Raw genomic sequence first — 20,910 nt, 5'->3', positions numbered from 1 at the left:
GTCAGGCCACCGACCTTTAAACATAAAGGCGGCCACAGCCTTTGCGCGCGGGCTTGGTGTGCAAGTGCACGCATTCAGCCCTACCCTTGCTTCTCAGATCGACTATGTTTCGCAATCGGCGACATTAGCGCCTCAACTTGACGCGCGGGAATTAGCTGGCGAGTACCAAGACGTAATTTTGGCTGATCCAAATAATCCGGATTTTTACCAGATCCCGAAGGTCCAGCTGCGACTATCAGCAGGCGTAACTGGCTTTCAAACAGTTCCTGAGATCTACGACGGTAGCAAATTGAGCGTAAGTAAAAACTGGGTGGACAGGAACGGCTTCAACCCTGGCAAACTGATAGCAATGTCGGTAAAAGGTGAGAGTATGGAACCGAACCTGTATGCCGACGATCTAGTGATTGTCAATACGGCTGACACAAAGATCACTGATGGCAAGGTCTACGCAGTAAATTATGAAGGTGAGGCTGTGATTAAGCGCTTCATGCGTGAGTCTGGCGAATGGTGGCTTACATCTGACAATCCAGACCAGCAGAAGTATCGACGGAAGCGCTGTAGTAACAGTGATTGCCTGGTAGTCGGTAGGGTCGTCAAAAGGGAAACGGAGCGGATATGAAATTAGCAGGAATTTTGATACTTGTAGCAGGGCTAATTCTAGCAACTTTCAGTCTTTTTATGGACACGACTGTTGGTGTTTCCGCGAGGGATTACGGATATGGCGTAACCTCACCTGACATGCGGGTGTCCAATATAGACCTGATCGCAAAACGCCAGAGCTTTCTGATTTTTTCCGGAATACTTTCAGTTGTCGGAGCAATTTTAGTGGGTTTTTCGTCGCTTTCGAAACCCCAAAATAATGAGGCACTCCCAGTCGAGCAAGAGCAATCCCAGACAGAGCCGGTTGATTCCGGCGCTACAAGCAAATCTGTGTCAATCTGCCGAAACTGTCATCACATGGGCGCGGGCGACGCGCATGAGTGTCGCCGTTGCGGCGAGCCATTCCCCACATAAGCCTAAAATCTGAACAAGAAAAAGCCCGCCATCGTGCGGGCTTTTTTATTTCTCATAAAAATATTAATTTTAAATAGCATTGCTATTGCATTGAAAAAATAGCAGTGCTACTATCCATCCATCGACGCACCACCTCAACCGATGGAGAGAAAATGTCACACGCCGCCAGCAGCACACCAGAACTCAGCGCCACAGTCAAAATCCCCTTCCTCACCTGCGCTGTATGCAACGCAATCATCCAGGCCAATGCCAGCGATCAGCCTGGCGCAAAGCCAGCATCAGCCATCGACCTGATCGCCGACCGCCTGGTCGAAGCTGAACTGTGGCCCGAAGACAGCGAACTCGTCGCCGAGATCCGCGCCATGTTCATGCACACCTGGGGCATGGATCAGGCCCAAGCCGACGCGCGCATGTCCCGCTTGAACTACAGCGATGCGCTTTCCGCCCTGGAACTGCTGGCGGGCCCGGCGCCATCGGCAGCACCTTCGCTGGCGGCATGTATGCCGGCATCATCCGAGGCGCCGACGGCGCGCCAGACCAGCACCTAGTTCTGCTGGACGGCGACACCGACGACGTCACCTGGGAAGCCGCATGCGCGTGGGCCGAAGCCAAGGGCGCAACCCTGCCAACACGTGCTGAGCAGCGACTACTCATGGCAAACCTGCCTGACCAGTTCCAAGCACGCTACTACTGGTCCAGTGAGCAGGCCGGCCCCTCTCGCGCGTGGGGTCAGGGTTTCGGCAATGGCGGCCAGTACGACGGCTACCGCTCGTACGAGGGCCGCGCCCGCGCCGTCCGCAGATTGCCAATTTAACTATTTATCAATTTTCTTTGCTTTTTTTCTTAAGGGCATTACATGAAATTCAATACCTACTTGGTCATCGCCATGGCCATCATCGGCATCATCACAGGCAGCCTAGCCGTGAGCCTGGGCGAAATCGAGCCAGCAGTCAGCGCCGCCATCATCTTGGTTTCTGTACTGGTCCTGGGCTGGGGTGCCGGCGCTAGGTCGGCGCAAGCCGAGATCGACCGCCTAACCAGCATCGAGACGGGGCGCCGCGTCCAGGCCAGCTGCCTGATCACCACCCGCAACCGGCTGGAGCGCGAGCTTGAGCAGCTGCTGGATGCGAAAGGTGGTGTGCTGTGAACGCCCGCAAAAAACACCCGACCAGCTGCCAATCGGCAGCGACGCGGCGGCCAGCGACGTGGCCGTGCACGCCAAGTTGGAACTGAGCGCCTGGTGCTGCGCGATCGTCGCACCATTCATCGCCAAGATGGGCGAGGCACGCTACTACCTGCGCGGCATCAACGTGTCGCCAGCACCGGGAGGCGGCGCCATCATTTGCGCCACCAACGGGCATGCCATGGGCATCTATCACGACAAAAACGCGGTGTGCGAAGTTGCGGCCACCTTCAAATTTGATCGCGGTACGCTGGCGGCCTGCGCCGTCGGTGGCGCCGAGCGCCTGGTAGTGATGCGTAATAACCGCTTGGCTGTGATCGACCAGCATGGTGTCGAAGTCTACATTCAGCCCGGTTCGCCCGTAATAGACGGTTCGATACCCTACCCGTCCTACGAGCGCGTCATTCCGCGCGCCGAAAGGTTGCAACGCGGCATGGTAGCAGCCGTCAACGGCACGTTGATCGGCTTGGTGACGCAGTCCACCAACGTCGCCGAGCGCGCGCTGCGTCGCAACGTGTACATGCGCGCCATCGAGTTTTACAACGTCGAAGGCGATCGGAACGCATGCACGGTGGCGCGTATCGCTGACCTTCCCGATTTCATTGCCGTGCTGATGCCGATGCGCGTCGACACGGTGGGCACGGTGCTGCCCGAATGGCTGAACGCGCCAGGAGCGCCGCATGATGACCATAGGCCGTATCAATCGTGCAGGAAATATCATTTTTGGCGATGCCTCCCTGAGCATTTGGGAAGAAGGCATTCGCGCCGCTGGCAACTACCAGGCGGAGAAAGCCTGGAATCGCCAGTTCAAGCGCGAGGTCTTCGCTCGCATAGTACAAACGTTGAATCGCCTGGGCTGGACCTGCACCATGCCCGAGATCGACGAACACGCGGTGAAACACTACGGTGGCGACGTCGCGCGCTGGTCTGTTGAATCGAAACGCTTCTGCACGAAGGGTAACTTGAAGGCGGACCTGGACATCAGCGGGCGCTGCATCAGCTTCAAGATGTTCCGTCCGTAAACTGCCCGACGCGGCCCGATAACGAAGGACGGTACGAGTGGACAAGGAGGCTTGCATGCCGTACCTGGTGCGCATCGAGATGGAGCGCTCGCGCCGCCGCATTCGCGATTATCTGCTGAATGTCATGACCGGATATGAATTTGAGCAACCCAAGCCGGTGCTCGGCTTCATGCGCGCCACCGCGCTCGAGTACGCAGCTCACTGCCGCCGCACCACGGGCCATTACGTCGCAGCGCTCGACCGCGCGAACATCAGCAACAAGGATCAGGGCTTTTGCTGCTGACGGCGTCGCCTTGGAAAACGGCAGCAAAGTGTATGCAATCGACCGGTCCGGCCGCGTCATTTGCGGGACGGCATTCTACGACCTCAATGGCAACTGGCAGATCGTCACCGGGCGCTACGCCATGACATCAGTGTGGCATACAGCGATCTGGGCAAGATGCCCTGGCGACCCGCGTGTAAAGCGTAACGCCAGGGATCGCCGACTTCGCCTCGAAGGCGAACTGGCCAAGGCGATCAAAGCGATGAACTTTGAGCGCGCCGCTGTGCTTCGTGACATTCTGTTCCCGGGCAATCCGCCGCTGTTCGCTATTTGGCACACTGAGAGCAATGTGTATCACCGTGCAGGCTGCCGCGGCTATACGAGCGACCTGTCGCAGGCCGGAAAGTTCACCGCTGACGAAGTGCGCGGCTGGGACTGCGCGCCCAACAAGGTGATCCAGATCGCTGGCGAGCAGGAGGTGTGCGCGTGAACGCTCGTCAATTTCTCTTGCCAATCCATGATGAGCTGGTCGTGGATGAATTTTCCTGCGGCGGCGGCATGTCGCAGGCGATCGAGGCCGCCATTGGCCGGCCGGTTGATATCGCCGTCAACCACAACAGCGATGCTTGCAGCATGCACGAGGCGAATCACCCACAAACCAAGCACTTTTGCGCTGACGTATTTGATGTGGACCCGCGAGACGTCACTGGCGACATGCCGGTCGGTCTGCTGCACATGAGCCCTGATTGCACCGACCACAGCCAGGCCAAGGGCGGTCAGCCGCGTAGCGCGCGACTGCGCGGCCTGCCGTGGATCGGCGCACGCTGGGCAGGTCAGAAGCGACCACGTGTCATGACGCTGGAAAACGTCAAGCAGATCCGCAGCTGGGGGCCCCTGATCGCCAAGCGATGCAAGGTCACCGGGCCGTGCCATGCGGCTCGACGGCACGGTTGCCGCACCTGGTGAGCGTATTCCGGTGCAGCAACAATACCTCATCCCGAATCCGAAACATGCCGGCCGCACCTGGAAAAAGTTCAACCGGATCATTCAAAGCATGGGATACGTGACTGATGACAAGTTGCTATGCGCCGCTGACCACGGGGCATCTACGTCACGCGTTCGCCTGTTCTGGGTGGCGCGCTGTGATGGTGAGCCGATCGTATGGCCGCAACCCTCCCATCACAAGTTGCCCCTGGCCGGAAAGAAGAAGTGGCGCGCAGCCTACGAGCACATCGATTTCAGCATTCCGTCGAAATCGATATTCGATCGCGCCCGGCCGCTTGCCGAGGCGACAAACACGCGCTTGGCTGTGGGCCTCAAGCGATACGTCCTTGATAACGCTGATCCATTCATCATAGAGCTGGCCAACTGGTCCAGCGAGGGCGTCACATCGATTCGCGAGCCGCTACGCACCATAACCGCATGGCCGCGCGGAGGCTCCATGGCGGTGGCCGAACCGCGTCTGGTTGCAGCGTTCATCGATCAGGCAAACGGTGGCTTCAATTCGACGCCAGCGCGTGACATGCGCGATCCACTGTCGACCATCACCCATACAGGAGGCCAACAGCGCCCGGTGATGGCACACCTGCTGCATCTGCGAGGGAACTGCGCAGCGGCCGACCTCAAGGCACCGCTGCATACCATCAGCGCCGGTGGGCAGCACCATGGCCTGGTCGAGTATCACCTGGCACCCGAGGCGGAAGAAGGCGCGCTGCGCTGCGCTGCTTTCTTTATCCGGTATTACGGCAGCGGCGGCCAGTGGGGCGACCTGCGCGAGCCGCTGTCCACGATCACGACCAAGGATCGCCTGGCCCTGGTCACCGTTTGGATCAAAGGCGATCCGTACGTGATCGTGGATATCTGCCTTCGCATGCTGTCACCACGCGAGCTGTACAACATCAGCAGCTTTCCACGTAATTACATCATCGATCGTGGCCATGATGGCCGTGTTTTCTCGAAGGCGACGCAGGTGGCGATGTGTGGCAACGCGGTGCCACCGAAGCTGGGAGAAGCTGTAATTCGGGCTAACTACCAGCCACTTTCTCAGATGGCGAGGGCAGCATGATGTACGACCTCGCCCGCGTCGAACGCCAGCACCAGGCAAACAACAAGGGACCAGTGTATTCGTTGATCCGCAAGCGCTGCGCCTGCGGCAAGGCCAGCACCGCGCGCCAGCTGGCCCAGTACGGGCGCTGTGTCAAATGTGCCAAGGTGGCGTCATGACGGTGAAAATTCTTATCGGCGACGTGCGCGAACAGCTGCGCACCTTGGCCGCCGACTCCGTCCATTGTTGCGTTACCAGCCCGCCATACTGGGGGCTACGCGACTACGGCGTCGATGGCCAGATCGGCCTAGAAGCATCGCCTGCCGAGTTCATCGAGGTCATGGTCGGCGTGTTCGAAGAGGTGCGCCGTGTGCTGCGCCCTGACGGCACATGCTGGATCAATATGGGCGACAGCTATGCCACCGGCTCGGGCACCGTTGGCCGCGCGCCAGGTGGCGGCGACCAAGGCGAGCGATTTATACGCCGCGGCATGGTCAATACGCAGCCTAACCGCAAAAAACTGGAGGGGTTCAAACCGAAAGACCTCTGCATGATGCCACACCGGCTCGCGATTGCGCTGCAGGACGCCGGCTGGTGGGTGCGCCAGGACATTGTCTGGAGCAAGCCCAATCCCATGCCCGAGTCAGTGCGTGATCGTTGCACAAAAAGCCATGAGTACATCTTTCTGCTGACGAAAAGCGAGAAGTATTTCTACGACGCCAAGGCGATCAGGGAGCCGGTAACGGCCAGTACCGTGTCCAGACTTGCGCAGGACATCGAAAATCAAGCAGGCAGCACCCGCGTCCCAGGAAAAACCAACGGTCCAATGAAAGCTGTCAGTCGTGGCGTCGGATCCGGCCATGGCACTGACGCTGCAGACAGAGGGCGAGGCCGTGTCTCTGCCCGCGATACATTCAAGCGGAAGGACTCCAAGCGGGCCGCGGCGATTCCTGGCCAAACCGTCGGCACTCACAGGCCGGATCGGGAAGATTCTATCCCCGACGGCTTCCGCAATAAACGCAGCGTCTGGACTATGGCGACGCATTCGTTCGCCGAAGCGCACTTTGCCACGTTCCCGCCTGAGCTGCCGGAAAACTGCATTCGCGCAGGCTGTCCGCCAGGCGGCGTGGTACTGGACCCGTTTTTCGGTGCTGGCACCACCGGTCTTGTCGCCGACCGCCTGCAGCGCGACTGCATCGGTATCGAGCTGAACCCGGCCTACGCCGAGATCGCGCGCAAACGCATCCAGGCGGAGTCGACACTTTTTGCAGAAATTGAGGTGGCAGCATGACTAAATGCATCACAAGCGACAAGTGGCGTGGCGAGCGCGACGAACCGATCAACCCGGCGGCCGTGCGCTTCAAAGCGCAGGAAGCGAACGCTCCCAGCTGCGAGGGCTGCCTGTTCGAACGCTCCGTGGGCGTGTGCTCGAGCGCTGCAGCGCTGGCCGTGGCCAACGACCAGCCGGACTGCGACGACCGCTCGCCGGGCGGTATGACCTACATCTACGTGCTGGACCGCAGCGACCCGCGCCAGCTCGACCTTATAAAGACCCTGCAAATGGAGAACGCATCATGAACACTACGCCACAACCTGTCGAACAACGCCTGTACAAAATCAGCAGCGCCATGGAGCGCCTAGAGGTATCCCGCGCCACACTGTACCGCATGGTGTCGCGCGGCCAGCTGGTCCTGGTCAAGATCAGCATCGGCGCCAGCCGAATCACGTCGGAAAGCCTGGCTTTGGCCATGAGAGGAAGAAAGCCGGACGAATAAAGGCCGTGTATGATGCGGCAAGAAGCGCCCCAAAGTGGCTCATCAACGATTTGTAGCTAGATTTGTAGCTAGATCGATTTTTACAAGACACGAAGCCTTAGAACCCGCATAAAACATGACTGCAAATCAAATAATGAAAATTGCCACCTGCCAGTTTCATTCGGGTATCAAGTTGTATCCTTGCATGCCAATCTTGGCTATTTTAGCCCTTTGCGGCCGAAAAAACTGTTTCTTTGTGTCTCAGGTTAACGCACAATGGCGCCTGTGAAATTTGTAGCTAGATTTGTAGCTAGCTACAAACCCGATATGGACAGCACACAATAGGCGGAAGAGAAATGGCGAAGCGCGGGACCAACCAGCTGGAAGACTTGCAGATCAAGCGATGGATTGCAAAGGGCGAGCCTATAGCAAAATCTGACGGTGGCGGGCTCACTTTTACTCTATCGCGCGCCGGCACCGCGAGCTGGGTTTTGCGGTACATGCGCGACGCTAAGGCTCGGGAGCTGACTATCGGAAACTACCCCGACATCTCGCTGGCCGCTGCCAGGAAGATCGCTCGCGAGAAGCGTGGCGCTATTGATGGAGGCCAAGACCCGGCCGCGCAAAAGAAGGCGGCGCGCATGACTTCCAAGATGTCCTGGACTGTTAACGCCCTGATCAAGGATTACACGATCAAGCGCCTTGTGCCGTCTGAATTTGCTAAAGGTACTATATATTACCGAAAAAGTGACTTTACCAACGATATAGGGCCGAAACTCGGGACCCTAAACGTCATCGACGTTACGCCTGCTCATGTAGTGCACATGCTGGAAAAATCCGGGAAAACGTGGGAAGTACAGAAGAGGATCTTAACCTCGACAACACAAATATTTGATCATGCCATTGGCAAACAGTTAATACATAGCAATCCATGTGCCGCGATCAAACTGGCCGCGCTGATGGGCAAGCGGCCAGCACCAAGGAAACGAGTGATGCTATCCGAGCAAGATTTGCGAAAACTATTATCCACAATCGCGGACATCGGAACAGAAAACGCCTTGGCATTCCGCATCATGTTGGCAACTTGTGTTCGATCTGTCGAGCTCGTAAAGGCAAAATGGACGGATATCGATTTCGACCGTGCAACCTGGTTTGTGCCTGACGAGTCTGTCAAGACGCGTACTGGCTTCCTTGTTCCTCTCACGCCAACGGTATTAAACTGGTTCAGCAACCTGCGTGACCTATCTGATGACTCGGAATGGGTGCTGCCATCGAGGCGCCCTAGCCGCGCTGGGCAGCACGTCGGCCGGACCACCCTTTGGGCGGCGATCACACGAGCGTTTGAACGCGGGGATATAGAAATTCAACGCTTTACCCCTCATGACACGCGTAGCACCGCCAAGGGGCATATGCGGAACATGGGTATCTCAAGAGAGATTTCGGAAATCGCACTTAACCACGCACTCAAGGGAATGGAAGGCATCTATGATGTGCGGGAAGAAATCCCGGAACGCCGCCGCGCCCTGGAACAATGGGCGCTATTCTTAGTGGCCTGCGAGCATGGCCGACCAAATAACGTCGTGGCGATGCCCAGCCAGGCCGAAGCATAAAATTCCCGCGCCCCGATCGCGCGCGTGCCCTTATCTACCACTACGGCCACATATCGCCAGATTTACGCTCCATGCGGCTCGTTCATTTTTTCCCGATTTTTTTGACGGGCGAGGCTTTCCAGCGCTCTGCCAGCCACTCAAAATCTTGGAATAATGTTGGAATGCTATGCTTTCTTCTCAGGTCATCTATCATCGGCTTAGATGATCGGTAAACCTTGAGCAAATTAGAACACTGCATTTGCTTGTAAACAGACTCAGAGAATGCCTCTGAACGAATACCACAAGCAATGAACTCATGGTTGTTCAAGACACGCAATACACATTTTAAGTCCTCAGATCCCGCTTTGAGCGCGCTGAAACTTTGATTCGAATCAGTAAGCCGATAGACCTCCGAAACACATTTCAGAAGCTCCTGATCGCTCTTCTGGTGCATGATAAGATCGATAGTTGCACGTAATCTTGAAAGCTTTCCATTATGATAAATAATAAAAGCTGCAGCGAGGGCAGATAAAAGAAAGGCTCCTGTTTGTATCCAGAAGCCTAAACTCTCGCCTAGCCATAGTGTTACCTTGGCAGACTGAACGGGATCGCTCACTTAGCCATCCCAACCTTCGCGAATTGTATGCATAAAAACCTCCTCAAATAGAAGTTGAAATTTCGAACCGCTGTGCATCATGATCATGATGGATCCCATACGGTTGCGTGAAGGAGTATACATCAAATTTATGCAACATGCATATCTACAAAGCGGGCATCAGTGCAAGGAAGTATGAGTAACATCAACAATAATGCAACCTACTTGCACCAGTCAAGCACCAGCTCTACCACGCACCAGCACTATAGGCCCATGCCATTAGACCGTATGAACGCCTGGCATGCCCGCCCTGTCGCAGCCACCTCCTCCGTCTGCAGGATCAAGGCTTGAATATCTCGCGCCACCGCGTCAGGAAGTAGCCCGCCGGAGGGATCGGCTGCAGCGCCTCCTTCGGCGCCATCGCTACCGGCCGGGGCGGCAGGTCCTGTACTTGCACAGAAGGCTGGCTTGCGCATGCGCTCAGCAGCAAGGCGAGCGCGCACATCGTTGATTTCTTCATTGTAGGCTTTCGTGATGGCCAGCGCGGTGGCTGCCTGTTGTCGGGCTTGTACCAGGTTCTCGGCGACGCGCTGCGCCACCGCTTTCGTTTCTGCAGCGGCACGGGTCTTCTTGTCGGCATTCCACAGCGCCTGTACGGCCGCCCTGCCCTGCGTGACGCCTTGCGAGTGCAGGTACGCCCCGCCGATGGCGCCGACCACTACCAGCACCAAGACCAGATATGCCCAGCCGGGCACCTTGACCAGCGCGCTCACGCCAGCACCCGCTGGGCTGCGGCAAATAGCGCCAAGCGCTCGGCCAGACCATTCGTTCCGCCATTCACGCGTCGCGTAACGCGTACCTGGTCACCAGCATCTGCCAGTGCGTTCAAGCCGTTCGACTGCCAGAACCAGCCCGCGCTGCGGCAGGCATTGACGATCTGCTCGAGCAGATCGGGCTTGGCCAGCAGGTCCAGGCCCAACGCCTTACCGCAGGCTGCATAGTTGGCGCGGCCTGTGATCTGGATCAGGCCGCGCCCCTTATAGCGCACGCCGTCGCCGGGCAAGGTATTGCCCAGATCACGCCGCCCCTCGTACGCCGCGCCGCTGGCCAGTTCGCGCACGTAAGCCAGACTTCCCGATTCGTGGCCAACCTGCGACAGGAACGATGCCTGGCGCGCCGGCGTAGTGATGCCGAACTCCAGCATGGCGGCATTTAGGGGAGCAAGGAATGTTGCCGCGCGTGGGCGCGCATACGGCATGATGGCCACCAGCTGGGCCAGCGTCAGGGCGCTCATGGCACAGCCCTCCGATTTTTAGCAAACCAACCGATCATGACCACGCCCGCCATACCTGCATTCAGTAGCACCTCGCCAGTTGGCGGCTGCGTGTAGCCGTACAGCGGGCCGGTCAGCACGGCAACGGCGCCCACGCCCAACAGCACGTAGAACAAACGGTACAGATGGTTGCTGCGGCGGTGCATGCGATTGAGCACGCACAGGGAGTGGGCCAGCAGGACGATGCCGGCCAGCCAGTTCAGGGTGAGCATGCTCATTGTGCGCCTCCACGTTTCTTGAGCCAGCCCAAGGCCAGCGGCACTATGGTTTGCGCCGAGACTCCAGCAGAGAAGGCGCAGAACCAGCGCACGGCGTCGGCCGACTTCGCCGTCCAGGGGAAATACTCTAGCGCGCCAGCATGCGCGATGGGACCGACATAGCCGGCCACCAGGGCGCTGGTCATGACGGAAATGACCATTTTCAGGCGGCTGGTCTGGTCGACCATCGACAGCGCGACCAGGCCGCCAGCCAGGCCGACAAGCAGCACGTCGTATTCCAGCCCAAGAATCGAGCCGGTCAAGGTCACGGTGCCAAGGGCGAGCGCGCCGCCGGCGGCGGTAATTGTTGCGGGTTCAGTCATGGATGCCTTTCAGGCGGTGGAAATGCAAAAACCCGCCGAAGCGGGTTGTATGGGGAGGACTGTCGACAACAGCTAAGTGCCAGCCGAATCGCGGCAGTGATGCGGGTCCAGCCAATCGAGCCAGCGGCACAGGACACAGCCCCAGCGGCGGCCCTCGCTGCGCGCCCGGTTGGCACGGCTGCTGAGCGTTTCGGTTTCGACACCATTGGCGGCGGCATTGCCCGCCCGGTCCAGCGCGACGGCGATGCGCAGCGCTTTGGCCGGATTCGACAGAATCGACCAGAGCATGCGCAGCAGCGTGATCGCGGCCGCGCCAATGCAGGCCAGCCAGACAGCCAGTAGGCTGAGGCGTTTCACAGTGTGTCCGCGTGAATGAACAGCGCGTCGAGGTCCAGGTTCAGGGCGGGTCCTATTAGCACCACCAGCGGGTGCCATCGCTCGTAGTCCTGGGCATCATCCCATTCGATCTGCGCCAGGCGCCGCTCTGTCTCGTCCTTGATGGCCGCGATTACCACCGGCACCTGGTCGAGTTTGCCGGCCAGCAGCAGCGCCAGGCGACCCTGCCGACGCGTGACCTTATGCGGCACAATAACCGGCGCTATCGGAGCAGGTGGAGGCTCGGCCAGCACCTCCCAGTTGGCACCAGTCCAGCGAGCCACCTGGGTGCCGATGATCGCGGGCGGTGCGGCCAGGGTTGAGTTGCGCGGCACCGGCCCCATTGGGTCAACATCGGCACTACCGATGGAGATGCCAGTAGCATCAAAAAGATATAAAGTAAGCATGTTTTCCTTTAGGTCTTAATGTAACTGGCGACCAGCGTGTCGGCTGCCGGTAGGTTTGGCACCCGAACTCGCGTAGCATCGACGGTTTCTCGAAACACCTGTAAAAAGGGCGTGTTAGTCGACGAACACGCGAGATCACTACCCACCGGGCTAAATGCGGCTGCTGACGCCTGAGAAAGTGTCTGCACCACGGTAGTGCTCGGCATATCGGAGCGGAGAATGAACTGGTCACCGCTGCGGCGGAATACAAGCAGATAGGGCGCCGCCGACGTAGCCACGGCTAGTTGCCCCGTGTCGGGGCTAAACGATGTCCCACTGCCGTAACCTTCAGGGGCTCCGGCTGGATTAGGTAACTTTGTGTAGGCATTACCTGACCGCTTGTAAACTGCAAGCCCCGGCCCATTGATGGAGAAAAGCCCGACAGCCAGGTATTTGCTGTCGCTGCTGTAGGTAGCGTTAAGTCCAGAATAAGTGGTTTGAGCGCTGAATGTAGGGGTATTGGTGAAAGTGTTCCCAGAGATGCTCCAGGCTGCCATGAAGGGCGCCGAGACTCCCGACGCTACCAAATGTGTGCCATCGGGGCTAAACGCCATCGCCTGACAACCATTGAAAAGAAGCGATGCTGAGCCCATCGATGCCACCTGGCTAAACACCCCTCCCGAGTACGTATGAATATATAGATTTGTGTTTACACCTACGGGGGTATTCCCCACGGCGAAAAACTGCCCATTGGGTGAAAATGCTACGGACGTAGTGGTAGCAACGACCGCAGAGGACAGATTTCCTGTAAAGGCGTATGAGGCAAAGGTGTCTCCCGTACGCTTCCACAGGGTCAGATAAGGAGACTGCACAGTGCATGCGGCAAGGTAAACGCCGTCGGGGCTGATCGCCAGCCCCCTCGGCAAGCCAGGGGCCGCCGGCAGGGCCGCTAGTTTGACATAGACCCCAGCAGTCAGCTTGTACACAGAGATGAAGGGAGTTACGTTATGCGCGATGGCGAGATACACGCCATCAGCGGAATATGCGACACCTCCGCCTGCTCCCGCTGGGAGCGTAGCCGGATCGGCCAACTTAGCGAAAGACCGCGCGGGGCCGAGAAGTCCGGCAAGCTCAGGGTAGCTGCTTGCCAGGTAATCGGCCCCGTCACATTTCAGCCAGTCGGGGGTAGGCAGAACGCGCGCTGTAGTAAGCGTGTCGCCCGTGGAGGCTCCGGACGCACTGGTCACCCGCCGCACCCACACCTTGAACAGCGTGGGAGTCTCGGCTGTGACATCGACCTCGTCGCCTATGGCTACGGCCGTACTGCCGCCTGCGATGACCAGGTTCGCACCGCTCGTCATCGAAAACGCCACTGCGGCCACCAACGTCCGCTGGGCACCGGCTTGGGGTGCAGTAGGGAAACCCGTAATCGGGGTGCCGGAGCTGATAGGCACCCGGTTTCCGCCGGCCGCCCAGATATCCGGTGTGGCGCTGGCTGCTGGCGCGGTGCCGTTGAGAAGGTTAATGGCACCGGTGGCATTTCCGGCAAGTGTTGCGATGGCCGCAGCGCCCGGGGCGCCAGTAACCGAAATGTTCCAGTTCGCTACTGTAGCGCCACTCCCGCCAACCGCAGTCACCGCGATGACCAGCGTCGTGCCCGAGTAAGAAACCACCGTGCCGGACATAAAGCGAGTGGGGTCGGAAGCACTGACCGCGGTGATGAAAATGTTGGCGGCGTACTGCTTGCCGGACTGGGTGGTCAGCGTTTTGTTGCCCGTGCCAATGACCAAGGACGTCGTACTTGTGCCGATCAGCACTGTCCCGGTTGCGGCCTGCTGGGCGTCGGAGGCGGCGGCCTGGGCGGCGATACGCGCCACAACAGCAGCATCGCGTGCCGCCTGCGCAGCCGCGACCTGCGCCGTGGCTGCGTCGACCGATGCTGCAGCGCTTGCAGCTGACGTATTCGCCTGCACCTGTTTTGCATTCACGTCCGCCGCCAGCGCATTCGCCTCCCCCCCCCATGCAGGCAGCTCGGTCATGTATTTGGCTACCGCCGCGTCAAATGGCCCCTGCGCCATCGACTGATTCGGCAGGCCATCCATCAGTTTTGTGATCATTTACACTGTTCCTTCAATTTGCATCGCCATTTTTGAATGTATGAAACCCGCGATAACGCTCTTGAGCGACGAAAACTTGCCGCAAACGACCGTAAATCCGCCATATACAGTGGCGCCGATGTAGACAATGGTTTTCTGCCGCAGCCCCTCCATGCGCTCATGCGCATACTCGATCTGGTCGTTATCGATGATCAGATCGAGCGACATGCGCTTGGAAAAGCCCCGCTCCGTGGTCTCGCTGGTACCGTCGAAATTGAATTTCGTCGTCGACCAATCCTTGAAATCCCGGCCCAGGCCATACTCCGTGCCGCCGATTTCTTCGATAGGCCCAATGCAGCACATGCCGCATTTGGCAATGCCGCCGGGGTTGTTGATGGCAATCGTTACTGCCGCGTTGTAATACAGGGGCAGATCGAGCGCCAGAAAACTCGTCCTGCGGCGCCGCCGGTTAAACAGCCAGCGATACATGCTGCTGCCGGAACTCGACACGATCAAGCTGAATGCCTGCTGGTAGACCACGCCGGCCGCCGGATCGGTGGACGTGATGACCACCTCTGCCGCGTCCAGATTGCCCAGGTAGATGCCCTGCGCGATGGCCTGCGGCTTGAACGTCTGCACGATGGACTCGGGGTTTTCGGTCTGCGTGTTGTTGTAGGCGTCGACCATTTTCCAGCGATTCGTCGCACCTTTCGGCAGCCAGTACGTCGTGTCGCTCAGTGGTTTGTTGACGTTCAGGCCCGCGCTGGCGGTGTGCACGCCGGACTGGCTACCGGTCGTGGCGATGGCAGCGCCGCCCACCGTCGCGCTGAGGCTGAAGGTGTTGGCGGCCGGACTCAGCACGTAATAGGTGGCGCCAGCCACCAGGCCCGTCGGCAACGCGCCGGTCGTAGCAAACGACACCGGCGTGCCGGCTGCCTGCCCATGCGCCACCCATGTGACGATGCCGGGCGACGCGATGGACAGGGTGACGGCGCTGCTCACGCCAACCTTCGATTCGGAAACCGTGTGCGTGGCAGGATCAATCACACGCTCGCCAGCCGCATACACTTTCGTGAGGCTTCGTTCTGGATAGTCGTTCTCCGGCACGTTCGAGCTGACGAATACACCAGGGTCGGACACGGCAATCGGGTCCAGAATAATCATGCAGTCTCCTCAACTTTCTTGGTGGTCAGCGGCATGTCGCCATTCGCGGCGCCTTCGAGCGAGTCAGCGGTGTTGAGCGTGTTTTTGGCGATGGCGTACAGGTGAGTTTCCAGCATCACGCGCAGTTTCTCGTTCTCAATGCGCTGTTCGCGCAGCTCGGCGGCCAGCGCGTCATTGTTCGACGTCGGGCTGCTGAGGCGCGCCATCAACTCGCGGTTGTCAGCCGCAGGAATGATGCGCTCGCCCTCGTGTACCAGGGCCAGCGTGTCGAATGGGAGACGGTTCGTGCCAACGTCGAACGAGTGCAATTTCTGGTACTCGGCGCTGCCCATCATCGCCGCGCGCACCTGGTCGATGGACGAGCCACCGGCAAGTACATTGGTCCAGTAATCGATGCCGGCCGCGTCGCCCGCGCGCCCCATCACCGATTTGTAGAGTGCCTGCGCCTGCGCCTCGGGCGAGTTCTTGATCCCGGAAACGATATCGCCTATCGACACGCCGCTGTTGGCCAGGCCACCCCAGTAGTCCATGCCGGCCTTCTCGGGCGCACGGCCCAGCGCAGCCTGGTAGGCATTGTTGATGCCCGACAGCGCTCCTACGCTGGAATTGGCCTGCGCTGCCGCCATCGCACTGGCCAGGCCTGTTATCGCCTGAAGGATCGACAGCGAGGTGGTATCGATGCCTTTAAGCACATCGATCTGCGAGCGCGCCGTTTCGAGGATGCCGTCCAGGCGCGCCACTTCCGCCTCGTAGGCCACTTGGCTGGCATCTTTCTGCTGCTGCAGCAGGTCAAGCGTTCGCTGCTCGATCGACAGCGAGGAATCAGTCAATTTACCCAATGCCGCGATGTCGTTCTGCGTCCTGTAGAAATCGACCAGGTAGTCGTCGTAGGTGGCGAACTTGTCGCTGGCGTCTTTCGTCACGCTCGACAGCGCATCTTTCAGCGAGTCAGCCGCCGGCAGCGGACCGCCCGCCTTGGCAATGGCCAGCGCCGCTGCGATCTGCGCCTGCGCGCTGGCACGGCCCACATCCTCCATCGTGCCCGACACGTTCATTTGGTCGAGGCTCGACTTGAGCGCATCGGCCAGCGACTTGTGCTTCGCCATCGCCGCCGTTTCGGCATCGATGCGAACCTGCATCGCCTTTGCCGCGATTTCATTCGCCTTAGCCAGCGCCGTCTTCTCCCGGTTCACCACGGTTTGCAGTGTGGCAAATGCCGCATCGACCGCCGACAACAAGCCGGAGGCGATAGCAGAAGCAGCTTCCTCGGCCGCCTTCGCCGCCGCGATAGCCCCGTCCGCCGCCGCCTTCGCCGCTGCTGCTGATGCCGCCGCCACTTCCTCCAGGGACTTATTGAGCTTTTCGTTGTAATCGGTGACGGATTTGAAAGCGGGCGCCAAGGCCAGCAATTGCAGATACAGTTGCTGCCCGGACTCAGTGGCCAGGGCGCCGGACTGCGTAAGTTTCAGCACCGCGTCGGCGTACTGCTTCGTCGTGCTGACGTTGGTCATTCCGAGCGCGGTCAAAGATTTGTTGACGCTCTCGATGACGGGCGCCATCTGCTGCTCAATGGTGAGGAAGTTTTCGGCGAAGAACTGCGTCCCGCTGGAAAGTGCGTCCAGACCACCGGCCATCTTCACCAGGCTCTCGCGCGCAGCGATGCTGGACGCGCCGACCATGCCGAATGCTTCTTGCGAGGTGCGGCCAATAAGCTGCAGCGCGGCGTCAACGCCAGCGTAGTTCTGGGACACACGTTGCAGGGTCGCGCTCAAGGCCTCGCCCTGTACCTGGAACTGCGCCAGATTAGGCACCAGCTCCACGGCGATGGTGTCGCCGACGCCTTCGAAGAACTTCGTTACGGCGGCCAAGCGGTCGGCTTCCGTGGTCAGCCCCGTGAGGTTGATGTTCAGCGTCTGCGCGCGGTCCGCCAGGGCCGATGTGTCGACGCCGATCACGCCCGCCAAGGTGGCCGACACCTGGCGGATCGCGGCATATGTGTCGACGAAGGCTTTCGACGTGGTGGCAGTCACTGCGTTCTGATCTGTACCCGCTTTGTCGCTACGGAGCCACCCGCCGTTTTGCGTCCATTTTGAATACTCGTTCCCGGCAAATCCCGTGCCGGACAGCGTACCGGTGATGCCCGTTTCCCCATATTTCTTGTCGCCCATGCCGAACGCGCGGTTCGCAATGCCACCGATAACGCCGCCGATAGCACCGCCGATAGCCGCGCCAAACGGGCCGCCGAAGATCGCGCCTGCCACAGTGCCTATGCCCGTGCCGACGTTCACCGTGGCCTTACTGCCGTATTGACCGGAAATGAGCTTGCCGCCCATCAGGCCTGCGGCGATACCTGCAGCCGCAGCAACGATAGGCGCAGCGGCGGCGCCAGCCGTCAGGGCTGAACCCGTGCCAGCCATGCCGGCCGAGCCGTATGCTGCAGATGCCGTGGCAGCCTGCACGCCGGTCAGTCCCATGCCTGTGCCGAAAGCCGACACGGCAGATGAGCCGAAGAGATTGCCCAGGGTGGCGATGCTGCCACCGATACCTGCGGCCACGCCGGAAAAGCCCTGCGTGGCGATGGTGTAGGCCGTTTTGGCGCTCTGGGCCAGGCTGGCAATACCGCCCAAGCCCCCGCCAGCCGCACCGCCACTCAGGCCCAGGCCTTCGGCTGATGCGAGGCCAGCGGCTCCTGCCCCGGATACCGACGCACCGATATTCAGGATCCATTTCTTGATGGTCATCTGGTACAGCAGGTCAAGCAAGCCGTTTTTCAGCGTGTCCCGCAAGCGGTCGAAGGCAGACTTGCCCGAATCGAATATCGACACGAAAGTGTCGTGCGCCGTCGTGTCGATCGATTCCCACATTTTGCGGTTGGCTTCGATCTCTGGCTTGGCCAATTGGTTGCTGTACCAGGTTGAGTATTCTTCCTGCAGGCGTTTCTGGGCGTCCGTGCCGACGCCAGCCAGGGCAATGCGCTCTTGCCACATGGCGGCGTCGATTTTCAGGAGCGCACTAGCGCGGGCCTTTTCGTCGAAAAGAGATTCGGCAGAAAAGCGGCGGTTCTCGTCCGCCAGCTGAGCGGCATAGCCAAGCGCCTTGGTCTGCGCCAGGGTGGCCTGCTCGACGCGCGTGCGCGCGGCAGCCTCTTCCGTCAGACGCTTAATCTGCTCGTCGGTGACGACCTTGCCGGCCAACTTCTCCTGCAGTAGAAATTTCTCCAGCGCTGTTTGTTCGCGGACAGCCACCATAGCCAGTTCGCGCGCATCACTGGACTTGCCCATCATTTGATACTCCACAGCCAACGCCGCGGCGGAGTCCTGGCGGGCCAGCGTGCTTTCTTGAATGCGCGCGGACACGTCTTTTTCTGTAGCACGGGCCTTGGCGATCTTTTCCTCAGCTGCCAACTCGTCCAGCGCGGCACGCGCCACAGCCAGGTGCGCGTCAGCCAGTTTCAACTTGCCAACCTTGATTTCCTGTTCCAACTTGATGCGCAGCTTCTGGCTCTCGGTCGCATCGACGTCGGTGGCGTTCTCCAGGCGGCCAGCCTCGATCTTCTCGCGGATGCTGGCAATCAGGGTGGCGTAGGCCTGCTCTTCTTTTTTCAGGCCAGCCGTAGCGCCCTTGTCGGCGTACTTCAAATTGATGCGGCCCAGAATGTCGGCATACTGCTCGGCGTTCAGGTTGCGCGTTTTGAGGTCGGCGATCTCGGCGGCGCGCTGCTCCTCGCGAGTGGCATAGGTCTTTTTCCACTCGTTGTAGGCCTCGTTTCCCGTGACCATCGCAACATCCGCTGCGCCCTTCGTGGCCTTTGCTTGCTTTTCAAGCAACTCATTAATTTGCCTATTCAACTCAATGCGCTTGAAAATTGCGTCGTCGTTGCTGATTCCTGCAAAATCACCAGCACGCGCATTGAGGTCGCCCATCCTTTTTGTTGCCGCCTCCAGCTGCTTGATAATGGGCAGTTCTTTTTCCGCCTGCTGATTGGTCAGGCCCAGATTTTTAAGCTGCAGCAGGTTTTGCTGCTTGTCGATCTGGGTATCAAGGGCCTTGATGATGCGGGCGTGGGCCTCCTCAAAAGACTCGGCCGCTTGTTCGTTGGCTTCTTTGGACTTTTTCCCGAACACTTCCCACGCCAGAGCAGCAGTACCAAGTAATAGAATGATGGCCCCGATCGGACCGCCCAAAAACCCAATCGCCTTAGATGCGACGCCTGCAGCAGTGATCCCTGATGCAGTAACGCCATTTAAAGCTGCCTGAGCGGCAACTTGAGCAGCTGTCGCTGCTGTAAGTTGACCAAGGGCCGCAACCTTGGCGCGGTCAAGTGCCGCAGACTCTGTCAGGTAAGCCGCGCGGAGCGTTTCTGCGACGGCAAGTTCAGCGGTGGCAATGCGCAAAGTGCGAAGTGCAAAACTCTGCGCTCCGGCTGCACTTGCTGCAGCAATTGCAGCTTGAGCAGCAACCCTGTCAGCATTGGCCGATCGCAGCCTGACAAGCGTGGCCTCATGAGTAACTGCAAGACCGGCAATTGCCGCCTGCGACTGAGCCACAAGAGACGTAGTTCTTGCCATTTCCGCTTCAGCTTGTGCCACTGTTGCGGCACGCAGCGCAATGCTCGCTGAAACCTGCTGATACGTTTTAGTCACCCATGTTGCCAACCAGGTACCGATCTGGTACGCAGTCAAAGTCTTGAGGATAATGACCAAGCTGCCCAAATTCTCAGAAAGAAGTCGAATGGCGCCGGTGATAAGTGCCACAGTGCCGTTCGCCTGCGCCTGCATGCCGAAAAACTCCAGCATTTCATTCTTGAGAACAGTAAAGGCACCAGAGATCGTCTGGATATTCTTGCTTTCCTCGCGCAGCGATTCCAGCGCTTTCGGCAGCACCGTGGCCATGATGTTGGAAGTGATCTGCCCCTCACCCGCCATGGCCTTGAGGGCGCCCACCGGCAAGCCCATGCCATCGGCCAGTGCCTTCATCAAGCGCGGTGCCGCCTCGTTCACGGCGTTGAATTCCTCACCGCGCAGCGTGCCCGATGCGAATGCCTGCGACAGCTGCAGCTGTGCCGATGCCGACTCGGTCGCAGTGGCGCCGCTGACGCGCAGCGCCAGGTTGACGGTCTCGGTGATGGCGGCCACTTGCTTTTGCGTCGTCCCGAGTTCGCGCGTGCCATTGGCAATTCGGGCGTACAGCACCCCCGTGCTGGCCAAGTCCTGCTGCGAGGTTTTGGCGATGCGCTTTACCGCCTCGTAGGAAGCGGCATAATCGGCCACCGATGTCGATGCCAGGCGCAGCTGCGCCGTGAACTTGGCGTATTCGTCGGCCATCTTGATGATTTCGGCCAAGCCGGCACCAATACCGATGCCGGCCAGCGCCGTCTTCATGGCATTGGCGGCCGCATTGATCCTGTCTTGGGTTTCCGTGACAACGCGGCGTGCCTGCGTCATATCGGCCTGCAGCCGGGCAATATCTGCCCGCAGGCGAATTTCAAGATCACCGACGATCATCACGTATCC

Annotated in this window: 25 protein-coding genes; 15 read left to right on the top strand and 10 right to left on the bottom strand. The window is 59.4% G+C overall.

All coding sequences use genetic code 11. The features are described from left to right. The 15 genes from CLU92_RS27285 to CLU92_RS27230 all read left to right on the top strand — a co-directional run. On the top strand, positions 1-619 hold a 619-nt coding region (locus CLU92_RS27285; protein WP_101484919.1), incomplete at its 5' end, for a S24 family peptidase. Further along, complete coding sequence (locus tag CLU92_RS27630; protein WP_143452663.1) at positions 616-1,014, top strand: hypothetical protein; 399 nt, start codon at positions 616-618, stop codon at positions 1,012-1,014. The genes CLU92_RS27285 and CLU92_RS27630, both read left to right, overlap by 4 nt. A 152-nt stretch (positions 1,015-1,166) precedes the next feature. Further along, entirely contained in the window at positions 1,167-1,562 is a 396-nt protein-coding gene (locus CLU92_RS27280; protein WP_101484420.1) for a hypothetical protein, read from the top strand. Next, positions 1,511-1,828 carry a DUF1566 domain-containing protein gene (locus CLU92_RS27275; RefSeq protein WP_101484419.1) on the top strand — a complete coding sequence of 106 codons (318 nt, stop codon included), beginning with the start codon at positions 1,511-1,513 and terminating at the stop codon, positions 1,826-1,828. Before CLU92_RS27280 ends, CLU92_RS27275 begins: the two co-directional genes overlap by 52 nt. Before the next feature lie 42 nt (positions 1,829-1,870). Beyond that, a complete protein-coding gene (locus CLU92_RS27270) occupies positions 1,871-2,161 on the top strand; it encodes a hypothetical protein (protein WP_101484388.1) in 291 nt (96 codons plus the stop codon). Continuing rightward, positions 2,124-3,131 (top strand): hypothetical protein, encoded by a 1,008-nt coding sequence (locus CLU92_RS27265; protein ID WP_143452672.1) that lies wholly within the window; start codon positions 2,124-2,126, stop codon positions 3,129-3,131. The genes CLU92_RS27270 and CLU92_RS27265 overlap by 38 nt, the downstream gene beginning before the upstream one ends. Positions 3,132-3,274: 143 nt before the next feature. Beyond that, complete coding sequence (locus CLU92_RS27970; RefSeq protein ID WP_101484417.1) at positions 3,275-3,502, top strand: hypothetical protein; 228 nt, start codon at positions 3,275-3,277, stop codon at positions 3,500-3,502. A 10-nt stretch (positions 3,503-3,512) separates the two neighbouring features. Then, the gene (locus CLU92_RS27255; protein ID WP_101484416.1) at positions 3,513-3,971 is read left to right on the top strand and encodes a UvrB/UvrC motif-containing protein; all 459 of its coding nucleotides are present in this window, start codon (positions 3,513-3,515) and stop codon (positions 3,969-3,971) included. Beyond that, positions 3,968-4,447: a DNA cytosine methyltransferase gene (locus tag CLU92_RS28400; RefSeq protein ID WP_257562310.1), complete on the top strand. Its 480-nt coding sequence runs from the start codon at positions 3,968-3,970 to the stop codon at positions 4,445-4,447. The genes CLU92_RS27255 and CLU92_RS28400 overlap by 4 nt, the downstream gene beginning before the upstream one ends. Further along, positions 4,413-5,546, top strand: a complete 1,134-nt coding sequence (locus CLU92_RS27250) for a DNA cytosine methyltransferase (protein ID WP_257562307.1) — start codon at positions 4,413-4,415, stop codon at positions 5,544-5,546. Before CLU92_RS28400 ends, CLU92_RS27250 begins: the two co-directional genes overlap by 35 nt. Continuing rightward, positions 5,543-5,704, top strand: a complete 162-nt coding sequence (locus CLU92_RS27965) for a hypothetical protein (protein WP_180338604.1) — start codon at positions 5,543-5,545, stop codon at positions 5,702-5,704. The genes CLU92_RS27250 and CLU92_RS27965 overlap by 4 nt, the downstream gene beginning before the upstream one ends. After that, on the top strand, positions 5,701-6,816 hold the full coding sequence (locus CLU92_RS27245) for a site-specific DNA-methyltransferase (RefSeq protein ID WP_101484385.1): 1,116 nt from the start codon (positions 5,701-5,703) through the stop codon (positions 6,814-6,816). The genes CLU92_RS27965 and CLU92_RS27245 overlap by 4 nt, the downstream gene beginning before the upstream one ends. Continuing rightward, the gene (locus tag CLU92_RS27240; protein ID WP_101484384.1) at positions 6,813-7,103 is read left to right on the top strand and encodes a hypothetical protein; all 291 of its coding nucleotides are present in this window, start codon (positions 6,813-6,815) and stop codon (positions 7,101-7,103) included. The genes CLU92_RS27245 and CLU92_RS27240 overlap by 4 nt, the downstream gene beginning before the upstream one ends. Further along, positions 7,100-7,300 carry a helix-turn-helix domain-containing protein gene (locus CLU92_RS27235; RefSeq protein WP_101484383.1) on the top strand — a complete coding sequence of 67 codons (201 nt, stop codon included), beginning with the start codon at positions 7,100-7,102 and terminating at the stop codon, positions 7,298-7,300. The genes CLU92_RS27240 and CLU92_RS27235 overlap by 4 nt, the downstream gene beginning before the upstream one ends. Positions 7,301-7,635: 335 nt before the next feature. After that, positions 7,636-8,889, top strand: a complete 1,254-nt coding sequence (locus CLU92_RS27230) for a site-specific integrase (RefSeq protein WP_101480213.1) — start codon at positions 7,636-7,638, stop codon at positions 8,887-8,889. Positions 8,890-8,971: 82 nt separating this feature from the next. Here the strand turns inward: CLU92_RS27230 and CLU92_RS27225 are convergent, their stop codons facing one another. The 10 genes from CLU92_RS27225 to CLU92_RS27180 all read right to left on the bottom strand — a co-directional run bounded on the left by CLU92_RS27225 (position 8,972) and on the right by CLU92_RS27180 (position 20,901). Further along, complete coding sequence (locus CLU92_RS27225) at positions 8,972-9,484, bottom strand: DUF4760 domain-containing protein (protein ID WP_101480212.1); 513 nt, start codon at positions 9,482-9,484, stop codon at positions 8,972-8,974. A 242-nt stretch (positions 9,485-9,726) separates the two neighbouring features. Further along, on the bottom strand, positions 9,727-10,236 hold the full coding sequence (locus CLU92_RS27220) for a hypothetical protein (RefSeq protein ID WP_101480211.1): 510 nt from the start codon (positions 10,234-10,236) through the stop codon (positions 9,727-9,729). Continuing rightward, positions 10,233-10,757, bottom strand: coding sequence for a glycoside hydrolase family 19 protein (locus CLU92_RS27215; RefSeq protein WP_101480210.1), 525 nt, complete (start codon positions 10,755-10,757; stop codon positions 10,233-10,235). The genes CLU92_RS27220 and CLU92_RS27215 overlap by 4 nt, the downstream gene beginning before the upstream one ends. Then, positions 10,754-11,014, bottom strand: a complete 261-nt coding sequence (locus CLU92_RS27210; protein WP_101480209.1) for a hypothetical protein — start codon at positions 11,012-11,014, stop codon at positions 10,754-10,756. The genes CLU92_RS27215 and CLU92_RS27210 overlap by 4 nt, the downstream gene beginning before the upstream one ends. Then, on the bottom strand, positions 11,011-11,376 hold the full coding sequence (locus tag CLU92_RS27205) for a putative holin (protein WP_101480208.1): 366 nt from the start codon (positions 11,374-11,376) through the stop codon (positions 11,011-11,013). The genes CLU92_RS27210 and CLU92_RS27205 overlap by 4 nt, the downstream gene beginning before the upstream one ends. Positions 11,377-11,448: 72 nt before the next feature. Then, positions 11,449-11,733 (bottom strand): hypothetical protein, encoded by a 285-nt coding sequence (locus CLU92_RS27200; RefSeq protein WP_257560701.1) that lies wholly within the window; start codon positions 11,731-11,733, stop codon positions 11,449-11,451. Further along, a complete protein-coding gene (locus tag CLU92_RS27195; RefSeq protein ID WP_101480207.1) occupies positions 11,730-12,158 on the bottom strand; it encodes a hypothetical protein in 429 nt (142 codons plus the stop codon). Before CLU92_RS27195 ends, CLU92_RS27200 begins: the two co-directional genes overlap by 4 nt. Before the next feature lie 8 nt (positions 12,159-12,166). Then, entirely contained in the window at positions 12,167-14,254 is a 2,088-nt protein-coding gene (locus CLU92_RS27190) for a WD40 repeat domain-containing protein (RefSeq protein ID WP_101484415.1), read from the bottom strand. After that, entirely contained in the window at positions 14,255-15,397 is a 1,143-nt protein-coding gene (locus CLU92_RS27185) for a hypothetical protein (RefSeq protein WP_101484414.1), read from the bottom strand. Next, complete coding sequence (locus CLU92_RS27180) at positions 15,394-20,901, bottom strand: tape measure protein (protein ID WP_101484413.1); 5,508 nt, start codon at positions 20,899-20,901, stop codon at positions 15,394-15,396. Before CLU92_RS27180 ends, CLU92_RS27185 begins: the two co-directional genes overlap by 4 nt. Positions 20,902-20,910: the final 9 nt, after the last annotated feature.

Source organism: Janthinobacterium sp. 61, assembly GCF_002846335.1.
Lineage (GTDB): Bacteria > Pseudomonadota > Gammaproteobacteria > Burkholderiales > Burkholderiaceae_D > Janthinobacterium.
The sequence above is the reverse complement of the archived record's forward strand: the minus strand, read 5'-3'. Positions and strand labels throughout refer to the sequence as shown.

What these genes read in the sequence shown, in the direction of transcription:
- CLU92_RS27630 (WP_143452663.1), top strand. Translation starts at nt 616, where the DNA reads ATGAAATTAGCAGGAATTTTGATACTTGTAGCAGGGCTAATTCTAGCA.
- CLU92_RS27280 (WP_101484420.1), top strand. Translation starts at nt 1,167, where the DNA reads ATGTCACACGCCGCCAGCAGCACACCAGAACTCAGCGCCACAGTCAAA.
- CLU92_RS27275 (WP_101484419.1), top strand. Translation starts at nt 1,511, where the DNA reads ATGTATGCCGGCATCATCCGAGGCGCCGACGGCGCGCCAGACCAGCAC.
- CLU92_RS27270 (WP_101484388.1), top strand. Translation starts at nt 1,871, where the DNA reads ATGAAATTCAATACCTACTTGGTCATCGCCATGGCCATCATCGGCATC.
- CLU92_RS27970 (WP_101484417.1), top strand. Translation starts at nt 3,275, where the DNA reads ATGCCGTACCTGGTGCGCATCGAGATGGAGCGCTCGCGCCGCCGCATT.
- CLU92_RS27250 (WP_257562307.1), top strand. Translation starts at nt 4,413, where the DNA reads ATGCGGCTCGACGGCACGGTTGCCGCACCTGGTGAGCGTATTCCGGTG.
- CLU92_RS27965 (WP_180338604.1), top strand. Translation starts at nt 5,543, where the DNA reads ATGATGTACGACCTCGCCCGCGTCGAACGCCAGCACCAGGCAAACAAC.
- CLU92_RS27245 (WP_101484385.1), top strand. Translation starts at nt 5,701, where the DNA reads ATGACGGTGAAAATTCTTATCGGCGACGTGCGCGAACAGCTGCGCACC.
- CLU92_RS27240 (WP_101484384.1), top strand. Translation starts at nt 6,813, where the DNA reads ATGACTAAATGCATCACAAGCGACAAGTGGCGTGGCGAGCGCGACGAA.
- CLU92_RS27235 (WP_101484383.1), top strand. Translation starts at nt 7,100, where the DNA reads ATGAACACTACGCCACAACCTGTCGAACAACGCCTGTACAAAATCAGC.
- CLU92_RS27230 (WP_101480213.1), top strand. Translation starts at nt 7,636, where the DNA reads ATGGCGAAGCGCGGGACCAACCAGCTGGAAGACTTGCAGATCAAGCGA.
- CLU92_RS27215 (WP_101480210.1), bottom strand. Translation starts at nt 10,757, where the DNA reads ATGAGCGCCCTGACGCTGGCCCAGCTGGTGGCCATCATGCCGTATGCG.
- CLU92_RS27210 (WP_101480209.1), bottom strand. Translation starts at nt 11,014, where the DNA reads ATGAGCATGCTCACCCTGAACTGGCTGGCCGGCATCGTCCTGCTGGCC.
- CLU92_RS27205 (WP_101480208.1), bottom strand. Translation starts at nt 11,376, where the DNA reads ATGACTGAACCCGCAACAATTACCGCCGCCGGCGGCGCGCTCGCCCTT.
- CLU92_RS27195 (WP_101480207.1), bottom strand. Translation starts at nt 12,158, where the DNA reads ATGCTTACTTTATATCTTTTTGATGCTACTGGCATCTCCATCGGTAGT.
- CLU92_RS27190 (WP_101484415.1), bottom strand. Translation starts at nt 14,254, where the DNA reads ATGATCACAAAACTGATGGATGGCCTGCCGAATCAGTCGATGGCGCAG.
- CLU92_RS27185 (WP_101484414.1), bottom strand. Translation starts at nt 15,397, where the DNA reads ATGATTATTCTGGACCCGATTGCCGTGTCCGACCCTGGTGTATTCGTC.
- CLU92_RS27180 (WP_101484413.1), bottom strand. Translation starts at nt 20,901, where the DNA reads ATGATCGTCGGTGATCTTGAAATTCGCCTGCGGGCAGATATTGCCCGG.